We start from the raw sequence: 24,535 nt of genomic DNA on the forward strand, positions 1-24,535 counted from the left end.
ACACCCACCTGGCCCACCAACACCACCACCCACACCCCCCTCCCCACCTACCCCTTCCAACACCACACCTACTGGCTCCACCACACACCACCCACGAGCAAGACGGACGCCCCGGACCGACTCGGTATGGACGCCTCTCCGCATCCGCTGCTCTCCGGCGTCGTGGCCGATCCGGGATCGGGCCTGGTGATTCTCACGGGGCGGCTGTCCTTGGCGGCACAGCCGTGGTGGGCGGACCACGTCGTGGGTGACCACATGCTGCTGCCCGGTAGCGCGTTCATCGACTTGATTCTGGGGGCGGGCGCCGTGTGCGGCAATGACGCCATCGAGGACCTGACACTGGAAGCGCCGTTGCTGCTCCCGGAGGACGGGGCCGTGGATCTGCGGCTCTCCGTCCATGCTCCGGATGCTGCAGGGCGCAGGTCGGTGGGCGTTCATGCACGTCGTGACGACGAGGCGGACTGGCACCGGGTCGCGACAGCCGTCCTCGTGACGAGCAGTGCTGTGCGACAGGCCGCGACCCCAGAGGCGTCGGGGCCGTGGCCGCCCGAGGGTGCCGAGGCCGTCGACCTGGGCGACTGGTACGAGCGGCTGGCGGGCCAGGGCCTGCACTACGGTCCCGTGTTCCAGGGGCTGCGAGCCGCCTGGCGGCATGGCTCGGACGTATGCGCCGAGGTGACACTGCCGCCCGTACAGGAAGGGCAGGTTGGGTCGGCAGTTGCCTACGCCGCGCATCCCGCGCTGCTCGACGCCGCATTGCACGCCTTGGGCCTCGGGGATTTCCTGACCTCCGGGAGCGGCGACGGTCCGAGTCTGCCGTTCGCCTGGCGGGGCGTGCGGATAGCCGCTTCGGCACCGTATTCGCTGCGCGTACGGCTGTCCGGGGACGGCCGCAACGGCGTACACATCGAACTACGCGATGAGCGCGGAGAGTTCGTGGGCAGCGTCGAGCAGCTGGAGCTGCGGCCGCTTACCGCCGTGGACGACAAGCCTCCGGCGGAGCTGCTGCATGTGGAGTGGATGCGGCTGCCGTCCGGTCTCCAGAGCTCCTCGGAGGAGACGTCGGGATCGTCATGGTGGGCGGTGCTCGGTGCCGGGGATCCATGGCTGTCACGTGTCCTCGGGCGCGGCGGCGCGATGGTGGAGTCGTACGAGGATCTGGGCGCGCTCGGCCAGGTGATCGAGGAGACGGGTGCTCCGCCCCAGTTGGTGTTCGCCCCAGTGGTGCTGCCGGACGCCGCGGAGGGCTTCCACACGGCGGTGCCGGATGTCGCGGGGCGACTGACCTGCACGGTCCTTGCGTTGTTGCAGGACTGGCTGGCCGACGACCGGTTGCGATCCTCGCATCTCGTCGTGGTGACCCGTGGTGCGGGGCCCGTCGCCTCGGACGCGGCCGGCGTCGTCGGTGCGCCCGTGGCCGGGCCGCTGGTCGGCCTGCTGCGCAGTGCGCAGGCGGAGCACCCGGGGCGGCTGACCCACCTGTCTCTGCCGTCGGACCCGCCAGAGGAGGTTCCGTGGTCGGTGCTGTCCAGCGCCTTGGCGAGCGGTGAGCCCCAGTTGGCGGTGGGCACTGACGGCGTACGAGTGCCCCGGCTCGCTCGGGTACAGCAGACGGCCCCGGCGACGGGGGACGCGCCCAACTCCTTCGGTCCCCCCGAAGGATCTGCGCCTGCCTCCGGAGGATCCGTACCGTCCGTTCCGGTGATTCCTTTCGGCGGGACCGTTCTGGTGACGGGGGCGTCGGGAGCGTTGGGACGGGAGATCGCGCGGCATCTGGTCACCGTGTACGGAGTGCGTCATCTGCTGCTGGTGAGTCGAGGCGGTGGCGCTGCTCCAGGTGCCGCGGAGCTGCGGCGGGAGTTGCTGACGCTGGCGGAGGGCGGTGCATCCGTCGGAGTGCCGAGCAACGTGGACTTCGTGGCGTGTGATGTCGGCGACCGAGATGCGCTGGCGGCGCTGCTTGCCTCGGTGCCGGCGGAGCGGCCGCTGGTCGGGGTGGTGCACGCGGCCGGCGTGCTGGATGACGGGGTGTTGGAGTCGTTGACGCCGGAGCGGGTGTCGCGGGTGCTGCGGCCGAAGGTCGACGCGGCCTGGCACCTGCACGAGTTGACCCGCAAGCTCGACCTCTCCTGTTTCGTACTGTTCTCGTCGGCTGCGGGGGTGCTGGGCTCCGCCGGGCAGGCCGCTTATGCCGCGGGCAACACGTTCCTGGACGCGCTCGCTGAGATGCGTCGTGCCGCGGGGCTGCCCGGAGTGTCGCTGGCCTGGGGGCCGTGGGCCACCGAGGGCGGCATGGTGGGGCGGCTGCAGCGGGCGGACGTCGGGCGGCTGGAGAGCGGCGGAGTTCTCGCGCTGGATCCATCCGAGGGGCTGGCCCTGTTCGACGCGGCCCTGTGCCGGCCGGAGGCACAGCTGCTGGCGGCGCGGTGGAGCGCCCGTAAGCTGCGGGACGCGGCGGACCGGGACGCGCTGGCCCCGGTGTGGCAGCGGCTGGTGCGGCCGCGACACGAGCGACGGGCCGGGGGGCTGTCCGTACTGCCGCAACCGAGTGAGAACGGGCGGGCGCCGGAGGATCGGGCCGCCCGGCTACGGTTGAGGCTGGCCGGGCTGGAGCCGCGTGAGCGGGAGACGGCGTTGCTCGACCTAGTGCGTGCCGAGGTGGCATCGGTACTGGGGTTCTCGTCGGCTGATGCGGTCGACGGCGACCGAGCCTTCACGGAGTTGGGCTTCGATTCGCTGACCGCCGTGGACCTGCGCAACCGTTTGGAGCGGGAAACGGGGCTGCGGCTGGCGGCGGCGATAGTGTTCGAACAGCCGACGGCGCCCGCACTGACCGCTTTCCTGTCCGCCGAGTTGGCCGCGCAGTTCGGCACCGGGGCCGAGCAGGGATCCAGCGGTGGGGCCGAGGGGCCTGGGGCGGCGGATCGGAGCTCCGCCGGCGCGGGCCGAGCGGCCGAGGACGATGACCGGGTAGACACGCTCGGTGCCTTCTTCCGCCAGGCGTGCGCGGACGACCGTATCGACGAAGGCATGGAGCTGGTGCAGCTGGCAGCGCGGTTCCGCCCTGTGTTCGACGATCCGGACTGCTTGGAGCAGCCGCCCCACCCCGTGCCGCTGGCACGCGGTGACCGGGAGCCGATGGTGATCTGCTTCCCCGCCGTGGTGGCGATGTCGGGGGCGCACCAGTACGCGAGGTTCGCGGCGGGGCTGCGCGGGTCGCGGGACGCGGTGGTGCTGCCGGAGCCCGGGTTCCGGGCTGGCGAGTTGCTGCCCGCCGATGTCGGGACGCTCGTCGAGACGCAGGCACGTGCCGTGCTGGAGTGTGCGGGGGACACCCCGTTCGCGTTGCTCGGGTACTCGTCGGGGGGCTGGATCGCGCATGCGGTCGCCGGGCGGCTGGAGGGGCTGGGGCGGCCGGCGTGCGCGGTGGTCCTGATCGACACCTACCTGGCGGATGAAATGAATCCCCGGCTCCAACGCGCCTTCACTAAGGGGCTGTTCACCGGACGTGAGCAGTTCGTGTCGATGGACCACGTGTCGTTGACGGCGATGGGCGGCTACTTCGAGGTGTTCGGCGAGTGGGAGCCACGGCGGCTCGCGACGCCCACGCTATTCGTGCGGGCGGCTGATCCCCTGCCGGACGCGGACGGGGTGCCTCTGCCGGATGGGAGTTGGGGGCCCGGCTGGTCGCTGAGCGACGCGTCGTCATCTGCCAGAGGCGATCACTTCACCGTCATGGAGGAGCACGCGAAGGAGACGGCACGGCTGGTCGACCGCTGGCTCGTCGCGTTACACAAGACCGACGGGGCCGCAGCGGCCGGGCCGGACGCCTCGACCGCTGCGGGGAGGAACGGTTCAGCCGTCCCCGTCGCCATGCCCTCCGCACCGACCGACTGAGCCAGAGCCACCCCGACCGGAGCGACCCGCTGGGCCGGCCGGAGGGGACACCGAGTGACCGGGGACCGTCCCGGTCACGGACAACCGGAAGGAAGAAGCAATGACAGAGATCACCCCCCAGCTCGTCGCAGCCGCGTACGAGGCCGTCAGCTCGGGTGACCGCGAGAAGACGGCGCTGTACTGGTCGGAAGACCTGCGCTTCCTGGCTCCCGGCACGCACGCGCACGCCGGCTGGCGCGTGGGCATCGACGACTTCCTGGCCTACGTGCAGGGAATGCTGGAGGCTTCTGGAGAGTCCTGGAACATGACGCCGATCACACTGCTGATCAACAATGAGGACGGGTATTCGATCGACGTCAACAGTATCCACGCCGTCCGCCACGGCGCTCCCGAGGGAAGCACCTCTCCCTTCGACGTACTCGATATTTCCGGTGTGCAAATGCTAAAGTGGGAAAACGGAAAGGTCGTCGAAGGGTACGGCGGCATATTCGGCGCCGGAGCGACGAATTACGACCAGTGGTGGTCTCCGATGGGCGCGGACGGCAAGCGCCTCTACTGATTCCCTCCGATTTCCGTGACGTGACGCAGGCAGTAGCGTCATCACGCTCAGTGCGCATACCCGCCCGCCGCGTCACGGAAATCCCGGCCACCGTCGCGCCTTGCTTCTCCTTCGACGTGCCCCCGCTCTCCGTATCCCACTCCGAAAGGGAAGACGTGACTCAGCACACGCAGCACGCCGCCGATTTCGACATATTCTCCCCACCCCCCACCGAGAATCCGTTCACTGCCTATGACACCATGCGGGCCGCATGCCCGGTCGCCCGCAGCGAGAAGCTCGGCGGCTACTGGATCGCCACCGCGCACTCGGCGGTCGAGGACGTGGCCAAGAACCCGGAGCTGTTCTCCTCGTCATCGATCAGCGTGCCGAAGGACGCGTTCGGCGAGGACCTCACGGAACGGCCGCCGATCACACTGGACCCTCCCCGGCACGGCCCGTTCCGCAGGCTGCTGCTGCCCGCGTTCGGGCCCCGGCAGATCCGCCGCATGGAGCCTCTGGTACGCGCGCACGCCCGCGAACTGTTGGAGCAGATCGTTCCCCGTGAGCACTGTGACGCGGCAGCGGATTACGCCAAGCCGATCCCGGTCCGCTTCATGGCTCGCATGATGGGTTCGCCGCCGGAACGCCAGGACGCTTTCGGTGAACGTATGCGCGCCATCCTGGAATCCAACGACATGGACGAGATACGACAGGCCATGGAGGAGACGAAGGAATTCCTTGAGGAATTAGTCAAGGAACGCACAGAGAATCCTCAGGACGACCTCATCAGTCTGATAATCTCCACGGAGATCGACGGAAAGAAGCTGACTTCAGCAGAGCTCCTCGGCACTCTGGTTCTCATCATCACCGCTGGCGTGGACACCACATGGAGTGCCATCGGCAGCAGTCTGTGGCATCTGGCAACCCACCCGGAGGACCAGGCCCGACTGGTGGCGGAACCGGAGCTGATCCCAACGGCAGTCGAGGAATTCCTCAGGGCATTTTCCCCGGTACAAATCGCCCGTGTCGTCACGAAGGACACGGAGTTCCACGGGGCGTCTCTCAGCAAGGGCGACTCCATACTCATGGGAATTCCCTCGGCGAACCGTGATGCAGCGGAGTTCGTGGAGCCGGGCCGAGTGATGCTGGACCGTGAGGTCAACCGGCACATGGCGTTCGGCGTCGGTATCCACCGCTGCATCGGTTCCTCCATAGCCCGACTGGAGATGCGCGTGGCCCTGGAGGAATGGCTGCATGCCGTCCCGGAATTCAGCCTCGCGTCCGAGGACGCCGTGTCGTGGTCCACCGGACACGTCTGGGGACCACGCCGACTGGAACTCACGTTCGGAGGAACGCATGGAAGTACGCCTGGACGCGGATAAGTGCCAGGGGCACCTGCGCTGCATGGACATAGCTCCCGACATCTTCGACTGCGACGACCTCGGCTACGGGCGGGTCGTGCACTGCGGCCCGGTGCCCGAGCAGGCGCGGCGAGCCATCGCACAATGCGTCTCCAATTGTCCGGAGAAGGCGATCAGCCTGCACTGAGCGCAAACGAAGGCCACACGGCATCTCCACTGAACGATCTCTGTACCGCACTAGAAAGGCAGGACATCACACATGTCTCTCGATCAGGCGCCCAGCCCCGACGACGTGGCGAGCTTTTACGACGGTGTCGGCCAGGTGCTGAACACCGTCTGGGGACCCAACCTGCACTACGGCTACTGGGAAGGTGACGACGACCACAGCCCCATCGAGCAGGCCACGCAGCGGCTCACGGATCTGATGATCAACGGCCTCAACCCGCGTCCCGGGGACCGCGTCCTCGACATCGGCTGCGGCATCGGCAACCCGGCGATCCGCCTCGTCCAGGCCCGCGACGTACACATCGTCGGCATCACGGTCAGCCACGTGCAGGTGGCGCAGGCGCAGGAACGCGCGGCCGCCGCCGGCCTCGCCGAACGAACGGCCTTCCAGTACGCCGACGCAATGGACATGCCCTTCCCGGACGGCTCGTTCGACGCCGCCTGGGCGCTGGAATCCATGCTGCACATGCCCGACCGCGGGCGGGTCCTGGCGGAGACGGCGCGGGTACTTCGCCCCGGCAGCAGGCTGGCCATCGCCGACATCGTCGAGCGAGGTCCGGTCAGCCCCGAGGGCCGCGTCGTCCTCGATCACATTTGCGCCACGTACAAGGTGCACTCCCTGGGCACGATGGACGAGTACCGCGCGTTGCTGGCCGAGCACGGCTTCGTCGACGTGGAGATACGGGACATCAGCGATAACGTCGCGCGTACCGGCGCGGTGCTCGCGGACGTCGTGGGGAAGGTGCGCGACAAGCTGGTCCAGCAGGCCGGAGACGGCGGCGAGGAACAGGTCGACGAGCTCATCGCCTTCATGCGCCGTGCCGCGGCCACCCCGGAGAACGGCTACCTCTTCCTCACCGCGGTGCGCGCATGAGCGACTCTCCCACCACCCCCGTCACCGCGTCCGGCGGGCCCCGCCACGCGCCGAAGGTCGACTTCGATCACCACTCCCCCGCGTACGCGCGCGACCCGTGGGCTGCGAACATCGAGATGAACAGGCGCTGCCCGGTGGCGTACAGCAACCATCACGGCGGGTTCTGGCTCGTCACCGGGTTCGACGAAGTCACCGAGGTGGCCCGCAAGCCCGAGATGTTCTCCTCGGCCCACGAGCTGCCCAACACTCCGGGGCGCCCCCAGGGGACGGTCGTGCCCGCCTCCTCCTTCCGCGGTCTGCCACTGGAGATCGACCCGCCCGAGTTCCTCGAGTGGCGGCGCGCCCTCAACACGTTCTTCTCACCGACCGCCGCTCGGCGGCTGCGACCGCGCATCGCGCAGTACGCCACCTGGTGTGTGGACCAGCACATCGAGAGCGGGGAAATCGACCTCGTCCTGGACCTGTCCAACCCCGTGCCCGCGCTGATCACACTTGACCTCGTCGGGCTGCCGTTGGACGACTGGCGGGTGTACGCCGACGCCGTGCACGCTCTCGTGTATACACAGCCTGGTACACCGGAGTTCGACCGCGTCGAGGCGGGTTTCGCCCAGCTGATCGAGACGGTCCGCGAGTTGATCCCTAAGCGGCGCGCAAACCCGGGCGACGACCTGCTGAGCTTCCTCACCCAGTTGGACATCGGCGGTAGACGGATCTCCGACGAGGAAATCGTAGCGGTGTGCAACGCCGTCATCCCCGGCGGGGTGGACACCACCACCGCGCTGCTCGCCAACACCTTCCACTACCTCGACCACAACCTCCAGGCGCGGCAGCGGCTCGTGGAACGGCCCGAGACGATCCCGGACACCTGCGACGAGTTCCTGCGCTACTTCACGCCGGTCGTCGGCGCGGGCCGCACGGTCACCAGGGACACCACGATCGCGGGCTGCCCTGTGCGGTCCGGGGACCGAGTGCTGATGTCGTGGGCGGCGGCGAATCTGGACGCGAAGGTCTTCCCCGACCCGCACGTCATCGACCTGGACCGGGATGCCCGCAGGCAGGCGGCGTTTGGCATCGGAGCCCACCGCTGTATCGGCCGCCACATCGCCCGGATGGACTTCGAGGTCATGGTGAGCGAAGTGCTCGCCCGGATGCCCTGCTACCGCCTGCTACCGGGCCAGGCGGAGCGCTACCCGACGCTCGGACAAGTCAACGGCTTCATCCGGATGCCGGCCCGGTTCACCGCCGGGCCACGGATCGGGCCGGACGTCCCGTCGGTCGCCCAGTTACGTGAACTCGCCTGACTCCGCCAACGGTTGGGAAACACACATGACGCACCAAGGACACCGGAGACAGCTCCGGCTCGGGGCCATCATTGACGGCCCGGGCGGCCACGTCGCCGCCTGGCGGCACCCGCTGGCACCCGCGGACGCCCAACTCGACTTCGCATTCCACCTGCGCAACGCGCGGACACTGGAACGCGGCGTCTTCGACTGTCTCTTCGTGCCCGATGTCGTGGCCGTCTGGGGCACCGACGTCGCTCACATCAGCCGCACGGCGCGCAACGAGCACTTCGAGCCGCTCGGCCTGCTCGCCGCGTACGCCGCGGGCACCACACACATCGGACTCGCGGCGACCGCCACCACCACCTACAACGAGCCCTACGACCTGGCCAGGGCGTTCTCCTCGCTGGACCGCCTCAGCGGCGGGCGGGCGGGCTGGAACGTGGTGACGTCCGCAGCGCCATGGGAGTCTCGCAACTTCGGCCGCCCCGAGCACATGGAGCACGACCTGCGCTACACCCGCGCCGAGGAGTTCCTCGCCGTCGCCACGCGGCTGTGGCGCGGCGCCGGGCAGGACACCCCCCTCGACCACCACGGAGAGTTCTTCGACGTGCGCGGCCCGCTGGACGTGCCGCCCTCGCCGCAGACCACTCCGGTGATCTTCCAGGCAGGGGCCTCCCCGGTCGGCAGGGCGTTCGCTGCACGGCACAGCGAAGTGATCTTCACCCGGCACACCCGGCTGGCCGACGCCCAGGAGTTCTACGCCGACCTCAAGCAACGGGCCGAGCGCCAGGGACGGCCCAGCGACCGCATACAGATCTGGCCCGGCCTTCAGCCGATTGTGGCCTCGACCGAGACGGCGGCCCGGCAGCGTCTGCGCGAACTGCAAGAACTCGTGCCCGACATCGTGGCACTGCGCGCCCTTCAGGACCAGCTGGGCGACGTCGACCTCACCGGCTACCCGTTGGATGGTCCCGTGCCCGACCTTCCCGTCGCGAACCACTCGCACAGCACCGCCGAACGCTGGATCTCCCTGGCCCGCCGAGAGGGCCTGACATTGCGTCAACTCGCGCTGCGGCAGACCGGCGACATCGTGGCGGGCACACCCGAGCAACTTGCGGACCACATGGCGACGATGTTCACCCAGCGGGCCGCCGACGGGTTCGTGGTCGACTTCCCCTACCTGCCCGGCGCACTCGACGACTTCGTCGACCAGGTCGTGCCCGAGCTGCGCCGCCGCGGCCTAGTCCGCGACACGTACACCGACGGCACGCTGCGGGAGAACCTGGGGCTGGTCGCGGAGCGCACCACCGTCGGAGCGGAGGTGGGCGCGGCATGAGCCCACGCACCGAACGCCCAGTGCTGTTCGCCCCACTGCTCACCGACCGTGTCCCCGTGGCGCCCGGAGAGACACCGGCCCAGGCCGGACGTGTCGACTTCGAGCGGGTCCTCGGGCGGGCTCGGTCGGCGCAGGAGCACGATATCGACGCCCTGTTGCTTGCCGACCGGCATACAGCGGCACCCGGCACCCCCGACGAGGACGCCGTCCCCGCTCCGGCCTTCGAGGCGCACACGCTAGCCTCCGCTCTGGCGGTGCGCACCGAATCGATCGGCCTGGTCTGCGGCGTGTGCACCGACCAGCTCGCGCCATACCACGTGGCCCGCAAGCTCGCCACGGTCGATCACCTCAGCGGCGGTCGGGCCGGCTGGCTCGTGCGGGACGTGTCCGCCGCGGAAGCAGCTGCGGCATGCGCCAACCACCGGGCCGGCGGCCCCGGTACGGCCGCCGAACGGCAGGACCGCGCCGAGGAGTTCGTCACGGTCGCATCCGGTCTGTGGGACAGCTTCCAGGACGACGCGTTCCTGCGCGACCGCGCCGACGGCGTGTACTTCGTTCCCGAGCGGCTGCACGCTCTCGAGCACCGGGGCCCTCACTTCGACGTGGCAGGCCCGCTCAACATAGCTCGTCCGCCGCAGGGACACCCGATCCTGGTCCGCCCGGCTGCTACCGAGCAGGACGCCCGGCAGGCCGCCGCCCGGGCCGATGTGGTCGTCGTCCCGGGCGATGTCACCGGTATCCGGCAGGCCGTCCGCGAGGCGGCGCTTGCCGCCGGGCGCGCGGCCGACGACGTGCTGGTGCTCGGCGAGTTCCGGACCGGCGGCCACGCCGAGGCCGACGCCAAACAGCTCATCACGCTGTGGGAGGCGGGCACGGCCGACGGCGTCGTCCTGCTGCCACCCGTGCGGCAGAGCGCCGCCCGAGCCGCCGACATGCCCGGGGCCCACGGCACCGACGAAGCCCACACGGCCCTGCTCGCCGTCGCCTCGGCCGTCCGTACCCAACAGACCGCTACCCCTGCCACCCGCGGTACAACGCTGCGAACCCGGCTGGGGCTCTCACGCCCACCCAGCCGTCGCTTCGCGCCCTGACGGCGTCGTATCCCCCACCCTCCTCGGACATCGCCCCACAATCGGCCCCCTTCCCTTCCCGCTCTCTTGCCCGGAGGCTCCCTTGCCCCGTACAGCTATCGTCACCGGAGGCGGCTACGGCATCGGCCGTGCCGTGGCCGAACACCTCCTGGCCCAGGACTGCGACGTCGTCATCACCGGTCGACGCGCCGAGATCCTGGAACGCACCGCCGCCGAACTCGGCCCTCGTGTCACGCCAATGGCCTTCGACGCCTCCGATCCGGACGCCATACAGGTCGCGGCCGATTCTCTGCCCGCACGGGTCGACGTGCTGGTGAACAACGCAGGCGGCGCCACCGAGTACGACTTTGCCATGCCCGAGCGCGGCAGGCTCAAGGAACTGCGGGAGGCGTGGCTGCGCAACATCGAGGCCAACCTGATGACGGCGGTACTGATGACCGCCGCGCTGGAGCCGCGCATCCCGCACGGCGGCCGGATCATCATGATCGGCTCGATCGCCGCGCGTGGTTTCGGCGCAGGGCGCTACGGCTACGGCCCTGCCAAGGCCGCGATCGAGCCGTGGGCCACCGACCTAGCCCTGGAACTCGGCCCCCGGGGCATCACCGTGAACGTGGTCTCCCCAGGCTTCACGGTCAGCAACGACCGGGCGCTTGGGTTCCTCGCCAGCGGCGATGCCGCACCGCTCATCGAGTCGGGCGCGACCAAGCGGGCCACCGACGTGGCGGACGTGGCCGCCATGGTGGCCTTCCTCGCCTCGCCTGCCGCCGCGCAGACCACCGGCCAGACCATCCACGTCAACGGCGGAACACACCTCGGCCGTTGAACCGCCCTGACAGGCACTCCGCAGGCCCCCACGCACGAGAGGCAAGCGACATCATGACGACCGCGCACCCCGACCCCGTCGACTTCCCGTTCCCGCCTGTCCCCGCGATGGGCGTGGAAAAGGAGTACGGCGAACTTCGCAGCACCTGTCCGGTCAGCCGGGTCCGGCTGCCGTACGGCGGTGACGCCTGGCTGGTGACCGGCTACGAGCAGACCAAGAAGGTCCTGGCCGACACCCGATTCAGCCGAGCAGCGGTGCCGGGCAAGGACGTGCCCCGCATCCAGCCCAACAACCTCGCCGAGGAAGGTGGCCTCCTCGACACCGACCCGCCTGAGCACACGCGCCTGCGCGGCATCGTCGCCCGCATCTTCACACAACGGCACGCCGAGCGGCTGCGCCCGGGCATCCAGGCGATCACCGATCGCTTGCTGAACAGCATGGAACGCCGGGGCGGCCCGATCGACCTAGTGCAGGAATTCGCGCTGCCGCTGCCCATTACGACCGTGGTCAGCGAGCTGCTGGGTGTACCCGCCGAGGCTCGGCCTCGGTTCCGGGAGTGGGCGGACGCGACACTGTCGACAACCAAGCGGACCGCCGAGGAGATTACCCGGGCCCGCCAGGAGCTGCGCGCCTACTTCTCCGAACTGATCGAACAGCGACGGAGCGCCCCCGCCGACGACCTCATAAGCGCCATGGTGCGAGCCCGGGACGAGGAGGGCCGGCTCAGCGAGAGCGAGCTGGTCCGCATGGCCGAGGACATCATGATCGGCGGCCACGAGACCACGGCCAACCGGATCGCCAGCTTCACCTACGTCCTGCTGGCCCACCCCGGCCAACTGGACCGGCTGAAGGCCGACCCGTCGCTGATCACCACGGCGGTGGAGGAGCTGGTCCGGTATGTGCCTCTGGACTCGGCGAGCTTCGCCCGCATCGCGAAGGAGGACGTGGACCTGGGCGGCGTGACCGTACGGGCCGGGGAGGCGGTCTTCCCGGCACTACTGGCGGCCAACCGGGACGGCTTGGTGTTCACCGACCCCGACCGGCTCGACATCGGTCGAGAGCGCAACCAGCACGTGGGCTTCGGGCACGGTGTCCACCACTGCCTGGGCGCCCAGTTGGGCCGCGTGGAGCTCCAAGTGGCGCTGGGCTCACTGTTCACCCGCTTCCCCGGTCTGCGTCTGGCGGTGCTGCCGGAGGAGATCCCGTGGAAGAGCGGCGGACTGCTGCGCGGCCCCGAGCAGCTGCTCGTGGAGTGGTGAGGCCATGTGGAACAGCCTCGGTAAGCGTCCCCGATGCGTGAGCAGGGACCGGCAAGGTGTGAGGGAGAGGAGCAGGACGGCGTGACGGACGCGGCGAACGAAGCGGGCCTGTTGGATGGCGAGGGCACCGTGGCGGGCAGGGAGTCGAGCGAGTCGAAGGGGTGCTGGCGGGTGACGGTGGACCGTGAGGTGTGTATCGGCTCCGGCATCTGCGTAGGCATCGCTCCGGACCACTTCGACCTGCGGCTCGGCCGGTCTCAGCCGCTGACGGACCCGGTGCCGGAGGGCACCCCACAGGTCGCGGACGCGGCGGACAACTGCCCGGTCGAGGCGATCACCGTGCATGACGCGGCGACCGGCCTGGTTATCGCGCCCGATCTGTGAGCCGTGGTGACGGACCCGACCCAGCCGCGGCTGCGGGCGGCTCGACGACATGCCCAGAAAGTCCCGGAGGACCGGGAATTCCCAGGAAGGAATGAGATGGCAGACCTGCTGGAGACCCTGCGGGACTGGTCCGCGTCCGGGTTGCGTCAGCACACGGTGATCGGGATGGTGGAGCGTACCCCGTTCGTGCCCGACGACATCCGTTACCGCTTCGGGCTGGTGGACCGCCCGCAGTACGCCTACGGAGTCCGCAAGGCGGTAGAGCTGGCGACCTGCCTGGGGCTTGCCGGCGTCACCGTCATGGAGTTCGGCGTCGGTGCGGGCGGGGGCCTGAAGGCGCTGGCCCGCCACGCCGCGTACTATGCCCGGCGCAGCGGCCTTGAGGTGCGGGTCGTCGGCTTCGACTCCGGGGCGGGGCTGCCCGAGCCGGCGGATTACCGGGACCTGCCGTATGTGTGGAAGCAGGGCCAGTACCCCATGCAACAGGCTGAACTGGTGAAGGAGTTGGGCTCGTCGGCCGAACTGATGCTGGGTGATGTCCGCGACACGGTGCCCATGTTCCTGGAGGAGCAGTCCACGTCACTGGCCCGGCTGCCCCTCGGGTTCGTTTCGTTCGATCTGGACTATCACTCGTCGACGACGGCGGCGTTCGAGGTCTTCCGCGCGGCGCCGGACGCGGCATTGCTGCCCCGCGTGACGAGCTATTTCGACGACATCATCACGATCGTGGACGCGGTCGGTGAGCTAGCGGCCGTCGCCGAGTTCAACGCCGAGCAGAAGGAGTCGTCCGGTGAGCGGGACTCCTTCCTCGGCCGGGTCAACGCGCTACGCAGCCATCTGCCGTTCGATCCGCCGTGGGCGGACCGGATCTTCGAGTACCACCGCTTTCGGCATCCGGACTACGGCACCTACGAATCGACGCGGGATGACCCGTTCTGGCGGCCCTGACCCACGACGGGAGGAGCAGGAAGGTGCGGATGTGACGGTGGAGCCGGACGGAGCGGACGACCTCGGACTGGCACCGCCGGGGGACCCTTGGGGGATGCGGGCGGCCTACGCCCGCGTCCCCCAAGGGGTTTCGGCGGTATGCGGGCTCAGCGCGGACGGCTGCCCGGTGGGCATGGCGGCGAGTTCCCTGACCACGGTGTCGCTGGAGCCGCCGCTGGTTTCGGTGTGCGTGGCCAACACGTCGGCGACATGGCCGCGGTTGCGGGCGTTGCCGACGCTCGGGGTGAGCGTGCTTGCCGCCTCGCAGCAGGAGGTATGCCGGACGCTGGGGGCCCGGGACGGGGACCGGTTCGCCGGGGTGCCATGGCAGGCCACCGGGCGGGGCGCGGTGCTGGTGCGCGGGGCAGCGTTGTGGCTGGAGTGCTCGCCGCGGGAAGAGCTACCCGCCGGGGACCACCGGATCGTGCTGCTGCGGGTGGAATCGCTCGGCTCCCGCGCGGGGCGTGAGCCACTGGTGTTCCACGGCGGCGGCTTCCGCCGTCTGGCTACCGCCTCGTGACCTGCCATACGACGGCCCCAATGCCACCCGCCCGTCACGGAGGGGGCACCGGGGCCGCCAGGCGGTCATTCCTTGACCGCGACAACGATGGCGAAGCCGATCTCAGGGGTCTCGGCGAACAGGTTCATGCCCGCGTCCATGCGGTCGGCGACCTCGGCCGGCCCCACGGGCCCCGCCTTGACCAGGGCCCGCTGCGCGTGGGTGTCGCGGATGGCCTGGAAGGTCTGCCGGGTGCTGTGCTCGGAGATGTCGGTCAGTTCCTCGAGAGCGAGACCGCACCGGCTGAGCAGGGCGGGATAGTCGTCCAGTGGCAGCAGGGCCGCCACATGGCCGACCTTCCAGTACTCGGCCAGCGCGGTGTTCTGTGCGTCGCTGAGCGCAGTGCGCTGGACGAGGTTGGCGATGGCGAGCCGCCCTCCCGGGCGCAGCACGCGGGCGATCTCCTGGAGGACCTTCTCCTGGTCGGACATGTGGAAGAGAGCCTCGAACAACCAAGCCCCGTCGAAGCTGTCCGGTCCAAACGAAAGAGCCATGGCGTCGCCATACTGAAAGTGAACGCGCTCAGCGAGACCGGACTCGGCGGCCAGCCGCTCCGCGGCAGCCAGTTGCCGCTCGCTGATGTTGACGCCGACCACGTCGGCGCCGGTGTTCCGAGCCAGATCGACGGCCGGGCCTCCGACGCCACAGCCGACATCGAGGATGCGGTGGCCGGGCCGCGCCCGCAGCTTGTCGATCATCAGCTCCGTCATGTGCCGGGAGGCATCAGCCATAGTGCTGCCCTCGGGCAGGCCCTCCCAGTAGCCGAAGTGAAGTCCGCCACCGAGGTCTGCGCTGATCAGGTCGGTGACATCGTCGTAGTACGCGGCCACTGACGCGATGGTCACGTCGCGGTCTCCTCGTACGGGCATGAGGGTGTCCTCCTGGTTCTGGCTGGTTGGGAGAAGGGTCGCCATCTCGGGCCAGTGGCAGGGGCCCGGCGTCACGGGCGTCCAGCGGTCGCGTTGAGGTACGGGCTGGGCGTGGCTTCGAAGAGGACGGGCATGGATCGAGTGCTGCGAGTCACGCCGGGCGGGTGTTCCACCGAGGCACCAGGGCGCAGCCGCAACCCGGGCATCCGGGACACCATCTCCGTGACGGCGACCTTGAGGGTAAGCCGGGCAAAGTTCGCTCCCATGCAGCGATGCGGGCCCGCCCCGAAGGCCAGGTGCGCAGTGGTGGCGCGGTTCACGTCGAAACGAGCCGGCTCCGGGAAGACCGCCGGGTCGCGGTTCGCGGAGGCCCACAAAAGGAACACACGGTCGCCCGCCGGAATGGTGTGGCCGTCGATCTCGACATCGCGCGTGGTGACGCGGGTGAGACCGTACGAGATGGAACCGTGCCGCAGCAGTTCCTCGACCGCGAGTTCCACCGGCGCGTCCGGGCCGGTGAAGTGGCAGGCGAGTGAGGGGTCCTCAATGAGGTGGGCGGCCACGTCACAGATGCTGCTGGAGGTGGTCTCCATGCCAGCGAGGACGAGCAGGATGGCGGTGTTGACGCGTTCGTCCTGGGTGAGCGGGCGGCCGCCGACCGTGCCGTGGATCAGGGCGTCGGCGACGTCGCCCTGGCCCGGTTGTCCGGCGCGCCAGGTGAGGAACCCGTTGGCCCACTCGGTGAGGCCGGCGAATGCCCGGCGCTGGAGTTCGAGGGTCTCGAAGGAGACGATCTTGTGAACCAGGTCCCTGGTGTAGGGCACCTGGTCCACGGGAACGCCGAGCATCAGCTGGAACAGGGCCGTGGGTACGAGCTGCCAGGCGTAGTCCTTGGCGAGGTCGCACTCCCCCGCGGCGGCGAAGGCGTCGATCAGGTCAGCCGCGATACGCCGCATCCCGGGCTCATGCCGGGCGACGGCAGGGCGGGACATGAGTGGGTTGAGCATGCGCCGCCAGTCATGGTGTTCGGGCGGATCGACCTCGATGGGCGCCAGCATGGGGACGTCAGGATTGTTGGGGATGGTGACTCCCTGCGCGGAACTGTAGGTCTGCCAATCCTTGTTGGCCCGCAGCACCTCGTCATGACCGCTGATGATCCAGAAACCGCCGCAGGCTTCGCTGCGACGGACCGGCCCGGTTTCTCTGATGCGGTCCACCACGCGCCAAAACAAGTCCGAGTCCGCGGCCAGTTCCTTGTCCCAAGGGTCGAAACGCTCGACATGGCGTTCGATCTCCGCGCGGGATCGCCCGTTGCCCATGTGGTCCCTCAGCCTCCCGTCTATTCCTCGACAACCACGGGCAACGATTCAGAAGTGAACGCACATGCAAACACATGCCAAGGTCGGCACCATGCTCACCATGACAGAGATTCCGTCGCAGCCCGACCCTCAAGAGCCTCACACCCTCACCAAGACCAATGAAAGGTGATTTTCAGTCGCACGGATCTTCGCCCGGACAACATTACGAGCCCCCACCTTCAGCGAGAATGCACTCATGAAGGCATAACAAGGGCAAAGTGAACATCCGTTCAATGAGTGTGTCGCTCCCGACGTTCCGGGGTATACATGCACCCCGCAAGGGCTCGGAGTGCCTCAGAAGTCCGGTATGCCGTTACGCGTCCGGCGCGTCCCCATCACCGCTGTCCACGCGCCCGACGTCAACCGCGTCATTATCGAGGCTGTCCGCGATGGCCCGCAGCCCGACGGCCACCTCGTGTGCTGAGGGCGCGCGCTCCGGATCAACGAGCCACTGCAGGCTGAGCCCGGCGATCAGCGCCATGTGCACCGAACCTACGGCCCGGACCACCTCCGGCTCCCCTTCGGCGCCCAACCCGTGCAGAGCGGCTGCCAATTCCGGCCGCGACCGTTCATACGCCTTCCCGATCTGGTCCCGCACCTCAGCGGAGCGCTCCGCCTGAGCGTATGCCTCGACGCTGGCCACGAGCATGGGGCGATCCGACTCCTGGGCTTCCACCACCCCGGCCCACAGGGCAAGCAGGCGCTGCCCTACCCCGGCCCCCGCATCCGCCTCGGCGGCGGCGCGCGCCACTGTCCGGTCACCCCACTCACGCAGAAGCTCCAGCAGAGCCGCGTTGAGCAGCTCGTCCTTCGAGTGGTAGTGGTAGTTGATCGACCCCAGCGGCGCTCCCGCCGCAGCAGCCAGATCGCGCGAGGTAGTGCGGGCATAGCCGAGTTCCTGCAGGCACTTCTTCGCACCGATCATCAACTGTTCGCGGTGTCCCATAAGTGCCCAGCCTACGTGGAGCCAATGTGTGCGGCTGGCCCGGTTCCACTTGCGCAGCGCGCAGGCGTTTTTGCCGAGTACTGCCGGATCGCGAAGACCAGCGCCTGCTCTGCGTAGCTTACCCGGCCTACGCTCCCTATGGGCGGCAGATGATCCGGCAGCTCACCGTGCAGGAGTTCGGGAACAAGCTGGCCCGCGAGGTATGCCACGGCAAGCTCGGCACCATCCACCAGGCATACCAGGACAGGATGAGTGACCATCTCGACTCGCTCCACCTGGCCCTGAACGCCGTGGCGCTGTGGACAACCCGCTAATACGACGCCGCGGTCGTCCAGGTCCGCGGCAAGGACCGAGAGATCGAGGACGTCGCGAGGCTGTCCCGCTCAAGCACAAGAACCTCAATGTTCTGGGGCCTTACAGCTTCACCGCTGGTGGCTGCCTGCGCCCCTTGCGCGACCCGAAGGCGGTGAAATCGACGATGACGACGAGGGAATGGAGGAACAGCGGTTGCGGCTCATGACGTTGTTACCAATGGCACGGTGCTTCTTACCGCTGTGTCCAGTTGGGTGTCCATGTCCAGCTGTCGGAGCGGTCGGACTGCGTGGAGCCGAGGTAGTTCCGGAGTGCCGTGAGTGCGGGATGGTGGTTGTCGCAGCTCCAGATCAATGAGTACGGGTAGACCGGTATCGGGTCGTGTACGGCGATGCGCCGCAGGTTGTAGTGGGCGGGCCATACGAGCCTTACCTGCTCGCCGACGAAGGTGGCCAGCTCCGAGGATCCAGCGATAACCTCCAGGAGGGCGTCGGTGCCGAAGTTGGGGCCTACCGTGTCGATGGTTAGCCCGAACGCTGCGGCGAGCTCGTTGTAGTAAGCCACCCACTCAGTTCCGGTGACGTTGCCGGGCAACCAGATCTTGCGCCCGGCAAGCTCGGTGAGTGCGACCGCGCTGGCGGAGGCGAGTTCGTGGCCCGATCCGGTGAGAAGTTGGAGGGGGTCGTCGAGGACGCGGGCGGTCTCGATGTCGTCGGGGAGCTGCTGCACGGGCAAGGTGACAGCTCGGAAGGACGCGTCGATCGTGCCCGCCCGGATAGCGGCAATGGCAGCATCGGCGCTGAAGAGGGCCACGACGTCGAGTTCGGTCTCGGGATGGGCGCGGTGGAAGTCGCGCACCAGGCGCGCAGGCGCGATACGCCGATTGACCACGTCGACGCGCAGCGCGCGACGGCCAGGGCGTACGGAGTCGGCTGCTCGCTCTTCGGCCTGCAGGAGGTCGCGGGCGTGGGGCAGGAACGCCTGTCCATCGATAGTGAGCCGGGCTCCGCGCGCAGTGCGGGTGAGTAGCCGAACTGCGAGGTCCTTCTCCAACACAGCGATGCGCTTGGAGACGGCCTGCTGAGTGATCGACAGGCCGGCAGCGGCTTCCTTGAACTGGCCCGCGTCCGCGATGGCGACGAAGGTGCGTACGGCTTCGAGATCCACACCGATGCACCCTAATCCACAACAGTAGTTCGTTACTGCCTTCGGCTCGTCAAGGTGAAGTGGGTTTGTCGAGCTTCAGGTCGGTGCCCGCTATGAAGCCGTCAAGGGCGTCGGGCGGAACTGAGGGCGCTTGAGCCGGTTGTGTACGGGGGCTTCGAGCCGGTCGAGACCGACTACGGCGAGGTTGGCCAGGCTGCGCTTGACGTGGTCCCATACCCACTCGACCGGGTTGAGGTCGGGTGAGTAGGCAGGCAGCAGGAACACCGTCAGCCACTCCCGTTCGGCGATCAGCTCACGCACAGCGTGGAAGACGTGAGTGTTCAGGCGGTCCCACACCAGCACGATCGGTGCTTTGAGGAGCTGGTGGACGCCGCAGACGAACGCGATGAAGTCCCGCTCGCCCATGCTGCGGCTCGCGCCTTAGCCCGCTCGGTGGGTGCGCAGTCGGTGACACAGCCCGGTCCGGTGAGCCTGGCCGCATCGCGATCAACCCGGGCGCCGACAGGCACCCCGAGCGTCGCCCGCCGACAGTCACGACCGGCTGCGCCCGCGCCGGCCCCAGGCCCGGTCCTCGGGACGACTTTCGGGTGAATCCGGCTTCGTCCTCGAAGCAGATGTCACCCCCAACATGCCGCCCAGACTCTTCTACCTCGGCCCATGTCGCCTCCTTCCACACCGTGATAGCCCGAGCGGCGGCCCACACCTGGTCCTCCACCCAGCCGTGAGCGGCCGGACCCTGCTCCAGATACGCAGCCAGTTTCTCCAGACTGCGCAGCGACAGACGGCAGCGCGATCCGCTCGGGCCGCGGGAGGCCAATGCCTCAACACCACCATTGCCACAACTGATGCCAGCGATAGGCCGACTTCAGGCTGGCGGAGGTACTGGGGGACAATGCTCCGTCACTCCAGGGCCGACAGCCTACCCGCGCACTGGCGAGACAGCGTTGTTCATTTCGCGCTCGCCGCATATCACAGAATCTCCATCGAACCGCAGAGAAATGATCCGGGAGTCGCCCACCCATTGCCGGAGGGTTTCGAGCGCAGCGGGGTCGAGCTTCGTGGTGAAGAGAAGGGCCAAGTGCTCTTTTGCCCGCGAACACGCCACGTAGAAGAGGTTCCGAGCCCTGACGAAGGCTTCCCGCTCCTTCCCCTGCAGTCCGTGACGCCGGGAGAAGTTCGCCAACATCTCGGGGATCTGGAAGCGAGTGTGCCCCTTGCTGACGACGGCGAGCACCCTGTCGAACTCCTGGCCTTTGACTCCGTGCTGCGTCGCGAAGGGTGTGCCACCGCCCAGGTGGTCATGCAACGCCAGTAGCTGCGCGTACGGAACAGCACGCAGGGCCTCGTACTCTTCCGCTCGCGCCTTGGCCTTGTCGTCGCTTTCGGACTGCGATTCGCTGTTGGCCAGTGGCACCAACTTGCGGTGGCGTTCACGGACCTTTCCCAGTCCGTCAAACAGTTGCTGCCTCAGGCAGAGGTCGAGAACGTCGCCAACAGTGCCATCCTCACGGGTCCTCTCCAGCTCTTTCAGGAGAGCTGCCCACGCGTGCTTGTCGGCGGGTGAGGTGAGAAGCGAGCGGTGGCCGAGCACGTCGAACATCGCGCCGTAGCGCTTGTTCCGGTGATGAAGCAGTGCGGGTTCCAGGACGTCCAGGAAGAAGGCCATGACGTGGTCCTCCTTCTTCACATACGACTCGTTGCGCCGGAAGGCTTGGTGAAGTCGCTGGTAGCCCAGTTCGCCGGCGATCGTCTCGTGCGTGAGCATGAGGATCTTCGTGCTGGGCGCTGCCGCCCGCGCTCCGTCCAAGCCATCGGATTCCTCGGTGTTCCACAGGCGTCGGCGGGCGTCTTCCAGGGCCCAGCTGCGGGCCGCATGCGCAGCATCCCAGCCTATTTGTCCCTTTCGGTGGTGGGTGAGCCTCGTGCCGGCCCAGTCGTTGGTGTGGTAGATGGCGATGCTTCCCTCACCTGCTCCCGGGCTCGTGGTCTGCTCCAGTTCAGGGCGCATCGCGTTCAGGAGATCCACCACAGCGTGCTGCGACCGGCGGTTGCGCCTCCTGACGATCGGTTTCACGCGCGGGTCGTCGATGGTCCCGCACACCTTGTCGTAGATCTGCTGCCAGTGGTCTCCGAAGAATCCGCAGAGGGGGCCAGGGAGGGTGGTCTCCTCACCCGGGGTGCCCAACATGGCCTCCACCAGGCCGGCGGGGGTGTCCTGGTACTCGTCGACGAACACGATGGGGAACCGGTCGGCGGCCAGGGCCCGGAACTTGGGGAGGGCGAAGAACTTGCAAGCCAGGGCAGGGAGGTCGTCGTGCGCCAGTTGCACGTGGAGTGTGTCGTGGTCCACCTTGCGGTAGCCGGTGCTGTAATCGACCGTGTAGCCGTCCAGTGATGTTCGCCCTTCCAGCCTGGACTGCATGGCGTCGACCTCGACGACGTAGCGCAGCAGGTACTTGGGGAAGGGAGACAACAGTTGCCACAGGAACCCGTGGATGGTGTCGGCGAAGACGGACGGGCTGCCGTCGGTGCGACTGATGATCTCGTCGCGGGCCACATTGGTGTAGGTGACGCAGGCGACGCGCTGGTCCCGTCGCGGGAGGTACCGGTCTCGGTCGGCGAGGATGCTCTGAAGTGCCTCGATCAGCGAGCTCGTCTTGCCCGCACCGGCGCCGGCCTCCAACTTGAAGTGGCTGCCCTCCCGCAATGCGGTCAGGATCGTCTCCCGTACCGTCTGCGCTTCCGACTCGGCCACGGTGACGACGCGCTTGCCCTGCATCAGCTCTTCGGGACGTGCCGTCATCACTCGTCATCCGTCTTCGTCGCCGTCCCGTCCTGTGCCATGAGCCATTCGAGACCGCGCCTGATGTACTTCGGCACCTCCCAGTCGTGTTCGCCGAGGACGTGCTCGAGGGCGAAGTCGACCTTGCTGCCCTTGCCGTCCACCTTGTCGCGGGCTCTCCTTTCCAGGCTCGCGTTCGTGGTCGTGGCTCTACGCCGGGAGAGACCGAAGAGAGTCGGGTTTGCCAGTACGAAGGCGTCCTCGAAGGTACGACCGCATGGATCTCCGGGCTGCTCGGGCACCTGGTAGGCGAGGCAAAGGTTGGCGGCTACGGGTGCATCTGCCTCGGCGCGTCTGAGCAGTTCGGCCACCTTGGTCTCGCCCGTCTCGTCGAACCATGCCCGGATGGACTGGTTGGACGTGTGCCCTCCTTCGGACACGGTGCACTTGCGGGTCTTGGGACCGCTTGCGTCGATGGGGTCGAGATCAGTGATGATCAGGGCCGGGATGCCCAGGATTCTCAGGAGGGGGTAGAACTTGTGGGCGTACGCGCCGCCTACCTCCATCAACGTCACATACTGATGCGAGAGAGCTGTGTCTGGCTTTCGCGCTGCGAGTTTTTCCTCTGCGGCTGGGACGAAGACACGCTCGCTGGCGCCCTCAACGAGAATCGCCTTATCCGCGAAGTAGAGGTCGGCCCGGGTGAGGGTCAGGTACTTCAGCAGGAATTTCTCGTCGCGCGAAACCTGGGAGAGGTCCTTGATGGCCGTACGGGCCGGCCTCGGCTCGTCTCCGGGCTCGGCAGCCTCTTCCTCCTTGCGGAAGTACCGGATGTTCGAGAAGCGCGCCCGATTGGCTACATGCGCCGAGTGGGTAGTCACCACGAACTGGGCATTCCAGGGCGATCCATTCTGGCTGCCGGAACCGGTCGCCTCCGTCATGCCGACCGATTGAGGGTTGTTCGCGCGCATCTGGGCATCGAGCCGTGGGAAGAGCGAGGGAAATTGAAGGAGTTGCTGGATGAACACCTCCTGCATTTGCGGATGCAGGTGAGCCTCCGGCTCCTCCAGGAAGACGAGATGAATCCCCAGTTCATTGGACTGGGCGGTGTGTTCGCGGTAGTAGGTGAAGAGTTTGAGGAGCATCATCACCAGGTTGCGCGTTCCGAGGCCGCTGTACGACTCCGGAAACCGCACGCCAGCCGCTCCCGGGTAGTGGATGCGTGCGAAGTTCCTGAGAAGCCGCCGGGAATCAAGGCGGGCGGCAGTGACGAACTCCTGGTTCCCCAGTCCCGGGTATCCGAAGGCCGTCAATGCCGGCGCTACCTGGGTGCGGATCTCCTGCAGGCTGATGTCGAGATCGCTGGAGGTGTTCGTGAGCATCACGTCGATACGCGTGGCGAGATCCTCCAGCCACTCAACACGCTTGCTGCCCTTCGCTGAGGTGAAGAGCTTCTCGAAGATTGTTCCGATGGGCTGGGCGGCCTCCCGGTCCTCGTCGTCCAGTCCCCGCTGTGCATCGAGGAAGTCCACCTTTAGGAGCTTCTTGACGTCCGCCAGGTCGACTGTGCGGACGTTCGCGTCGTCAGTGGGGTCTACCGCCGTCACGGACAGCCCGAAGTGGGCCGGAATGCGTCTGGCGAGCCGCTCAAGAGGCGCAGCGTCCGCACTGCTGACCAGGTCGCTGAGGAACACGTCCAGGGCGCCGTCCTTCAATGCATAGGTGAGCCTGATCACGACCTCGGAGCAGTCGGGATCGAGGTCCACCATGAAGGCGGACAGAGGGCCGTACTGTCCGCAGTTCGCGTCGTATCCGATATGGAGGGTCAGGGTGACCTTCGGGATCCGGCCGCGTGCCTGTTCCTTCTCACCCGCAACGTAGAGGCGGTGCGCGTCAAGGAACTCCGCGTAGCATTCTGCAGAGAAGTCCTCGATGCGCAGCACGCTATCTTTCTTCGTCAGGAAGAGCTTGAATAATTTGGCCAGCGAGGTCTTTCCCGTGTTGTTGCGGCCGACGCACAATGTCACGTCATCAGTGAAGGACAGCTCGGTCTCACGCAGCAACCTGAAATTCTGGATTACGGCCTTGGTCAGGCGGGGTGGCGTCGGAGTCTTGCGGCTGGGCAACTCACTTAAGCCAGCCCGTTGGCCCGGAATGACACCACTCGTACCGGTTTGAGACACCCCAACTCCCTGCCGCGCACCTTTGCCTATGAGGGCTTGAACTCGAGCACTCGACGAACGGACGAGCCCCGTACCGCGCTCACGCCTCCTCAGGCCCTGGGGCTGCATCCTGCCACCAGGAACGCCCCCCGTTTCACACTTCCTTCATACCTGTCAATTTCGATCACACGTGATCATCAATAGACACAAAGCAGTCGACTCCTGAACCTGGATCCACCGCGTGAAGGTCGGTCTGGGGACGGGGAAATGGGAAGAGGTGCCTGCTGACCTGGGATGATGGGAGTTCCTACGCCCTCATCAG

The 24,535-nt window shown here is 67.8% G+C and carries 19 protein-coding genes and 2 pseudogenes; 14 read left to right on the forward strand and 7 right to left on the reverse strand.

Annotation, left to right across the window (positions count from 1 at the left end; genetic code table 11):
• From ABT245_RS43560 to ABT245_RS43620, 13 genes are all read left to right on the forward strand, one after another.
• A partial coding sequence (locus ABT245_RS43560; protein ID WP_351746032.1) for a type I polyketide synthase occupies positions 1–3,897 on the forward strand: 3,897 nt, incomplete at its 5' end.
• A gap of 100 nt (positions 3,898–3,997) precedes the next feature.
• Complete coding sequence (locus ABT245_RS43565) at positions 3,998–4,456, forward strand: nuclear transport factor 2 family protein (protein ID WP_351746035.1); 459 nt, start codon at positions 3,998–4,000, stop codon at positions 4,454–4,456.
• 20 nt (positions 4,457–4,476) lie between these two features.
• Positions 4,477–5,817 (forward strand): cytochrome P450, encoded by a 1,341-nt coding sequence (locus tag ABT245_RS43570; protein ID WP_351746038.1) that lies wholly within the window; start codon positions 4,477–4,479, stop codon positions 5,815–5,817.
• 22 nt (positions 5,818–5,839) lie between these two features.
• The gene (locus ABT245_RS43575; protein ID WP_351746040.1) at positions 5,840–5,983 is read left to right on the forward strand and encodes a ferredoxin; all 144 of its coding nucleotides are present in this window, start codon (positions 5,840–5,842) and stop codon (positions 5,981–5,983) included.
• A gap of 72 nt (positions 5,984–6,055) precedes the next feature.
• Positions 6,056–6,895, forward strand: coding sequence for a methyltransferase domain-containing protein (locus ABT245_RS43580; RefSeq protein ID WP_351746042.1), 840 nt, complete (start codon positions 6,056–6,058; stop codon positions 6,893–6,895).
• Positions 6,892–8,196, forward strand: a complete 1,305-nt coding sequence (locus tag ABT245_RS43585; RefSeq protein WP_351746045.1) for a cytochrome P450 — start codon at positions 6,892–6,894, stop codon at positions 8,194–8,196. The genes ABT245_RS43580 and ABT245_RS43585 overlap by 4 nt, the downstream gene beginning before the upstream one ends.
• A 25-nt stretch (positions 8,197–8,221) precedes the next feature.
• Positions 8,222–9,514, forward strand: a complete 1,293-nt coding sequence (locus tag ABT245_RS43590) for an LLM class flavin-dependent oxidoreductase (protein WP_351746047.1) — start codon at positions 8,222–8,224, stop codon at positions 9,512–9,514.
• Complete coding sequence (locus tag ABT245_RS43595; protein ID WP_351746050.1) at positions 9,511–10,605, forward strand: LLM class flavin-dependent oxidoreductase; 1,095 nt, start codon at positions 9,511–9,513, stop codon at positions 10,603–10,605. Before ABT245_RS43590 ends, ABT245_RS43595 begins: the two co-directional genes overlap by 4 nt.
• An 82-nt stretch (positions 10,606–10,687) precedes the next feature.
• On the forward strand, positions 10,688–11,428 hold the full coding sequence (locus ABT245_RS43600) for an SDR family NAD(P)-dependent oxidoreductase (protein ID WP_351746053.1): 741 nt from the start codon (positions 10,688–10,690) through the stop codon (positions 11,426–11,428).
• A gap of 53 nt (positions 11,429–11,481) precedes the next feature.
• Positions 11,482–12,687, forward strand: a complete 1,206-nt coding sequence (locus ABT245_RS43605; protein ID WP_351746056.1) for a cytochrome P450 — start codon at positions 11,482–11,484, stop codon at positions 12,685–12,687.
• An 81-nt stretch (positions 12,688–12,768) separates the two neighbouring features.
• Complete coding sequence (locus tag ABT245_RS43610) at positions 12,769–13,071, forward strand: ferredoxin (protein ID WP_351746059.1); 303 nt, start codon at positions 12,769–12,771, stop codon at positions 13,069–13,071.
• Positions 13,072–13,167: 96 nt separating this feature from the next.
• Complete coding sequence (locus ABT245_RS43615; RefSeq protein WP_351746062.1) at positions 13,168–14,019, forward strand: hypothetical protein; 852 nt, start codon at positions 13,168–13,170, stop codon at positions 14,017–14,019.
• A 31-nt stretch (positions 14,020–14,050) separates the two neighbouring features.
• Positions 14,051–14,578 (forward strand): flavin reductase family protein, encoded by a 528-nt coding sequence (locus ABT245_RS43620; RefSeq protein ID WP_351746064.1) that lies wholly within the window; start codon positions 14,051–14,053, stop codon positions 14,576–14,578.
• Positions 14,579–14,643: 65 nt separating this feature from the next.
• On the opposite strand, the gene ABT245_RS43625 is transcribed toward ABT245_RS43620, so the two are convergent.
• The 3 genes from ABT245_RS43625 to ABT245_RS43635 all read right to left on the reverse strand — a co-directional run bounded on the left by ABT245_RS43625 (position 14,644) and on the right by ABT245_RS43635 (position 17,790).
• On the reverse strand, positions 14,644–15,462 hold the full coding sequence (locus ABT245_RS43625; RefSeq protein ID WP_351746067.1) for an SAM-dependent methyltransferase: 819 nt from the start codon (positions 15,460–15,462) through the stop codon (positions 14,644–14,646).
• 95 nt (positions 15,463–15,557) lie between these two features.
• Entirely contained in the window at positions 15,558–16,805 is a 1,248-nt protein-coding gene (locus tag ABT245_RS43630; RefSeq protein ID WP_351746070.1) for a cytochrome P450, read from the reverse strand.
• A gap of 352 nt (positions 16,806–17,157) precedes the next feature.
• The gene (locus ABT245_RS43635) at positions 17,158–17,790 is read right to left on the reverse strand and encodes a TetR family transcriptional regulator (RefSeq protein WP_351746072.1); all 633 of its coding nucleotides are present in this window, start codon (positions 17,788–17,790) and stop codon (positions 17,158–17,160) included.
• Positions 17,791–17,829: 39 nt separating this feature from the next.
• On the opposite strand from ABT245_RS43635, the pseudogene ABT245_RS43640 reads away from it, so the two are divergent.
• Positions 17,830–18,288, forward strand: a pseudogene (locus tag ABT245_RS43640) (Tn3 family transposase); the annotation flags it as partial.
• A 48-nt stretch (positions 18,289–18,336) separates the two neighbouring features.
• Here ABT245_RS43640 and ABT245_RS43645 read toward each other — a convergent pair.
• From ABT245_RS43645 to ABT245_RS43660, 4 genes and pseudogenes are all read right to left on the reverse strand, one after another.
• Positions 18,337–19,269 carry a LysR family transcriptional regulator gene (locus tag ABT245_RS43645; RefSeq protein ID WP_351746076.1) on the reverse strand — a complete coding sequence of 311 codons (933 nt, stop codon included), beginning with the start codon at positions 19,267–19,269 and terminating at the stop codon, positions 18,337–18,339.
• 49 nt (positions 19,270–19,318) lie between these two features.
• Positions 19,319–20,141 (reverse strand): annotated as a pseudogene (locus tag ABT245_RS46375) (transposase); the annotation flags it as partial.
• A gap of 47 nt (positions 20,142–20,188) precedes the next feature.
• Positions 20,189–22,072, reverse strand: coding sequence for a UvrD-helicase domain-containing protein (locus ABT245_RS43655; RefSeq protein WP_351746079.1), 1,884 nt, complete (start codon positions 22,070–22,072; stop codon positions 20,189–20,191).
• Positions 22,072–24,342, reverse strand: coding sequence for an ATP-dependent nuclease (locus ABT245_RS43660; RefSeq protein ID WP_351746082.1), 2,271 nt, complete (start codon positions 24,340–24,342; stop codon positions 22,072–22,074). The genes ABT245_RS43655 and ABT245_RS43660 overlap by 1 nt, the downstream gene beginning before the upstream one ends.
• Positions 24,343–24,535: the final 193 nt, after the last annotated feature.

Source organism: Streptomyces sp. NPDC001508, assembly GCF_040298665.1.
Lineage (GTDB): Bacteria > Actinomycetota > Actinomycetes > Streptomycetales > Streptomycetaceae > Streptomyces.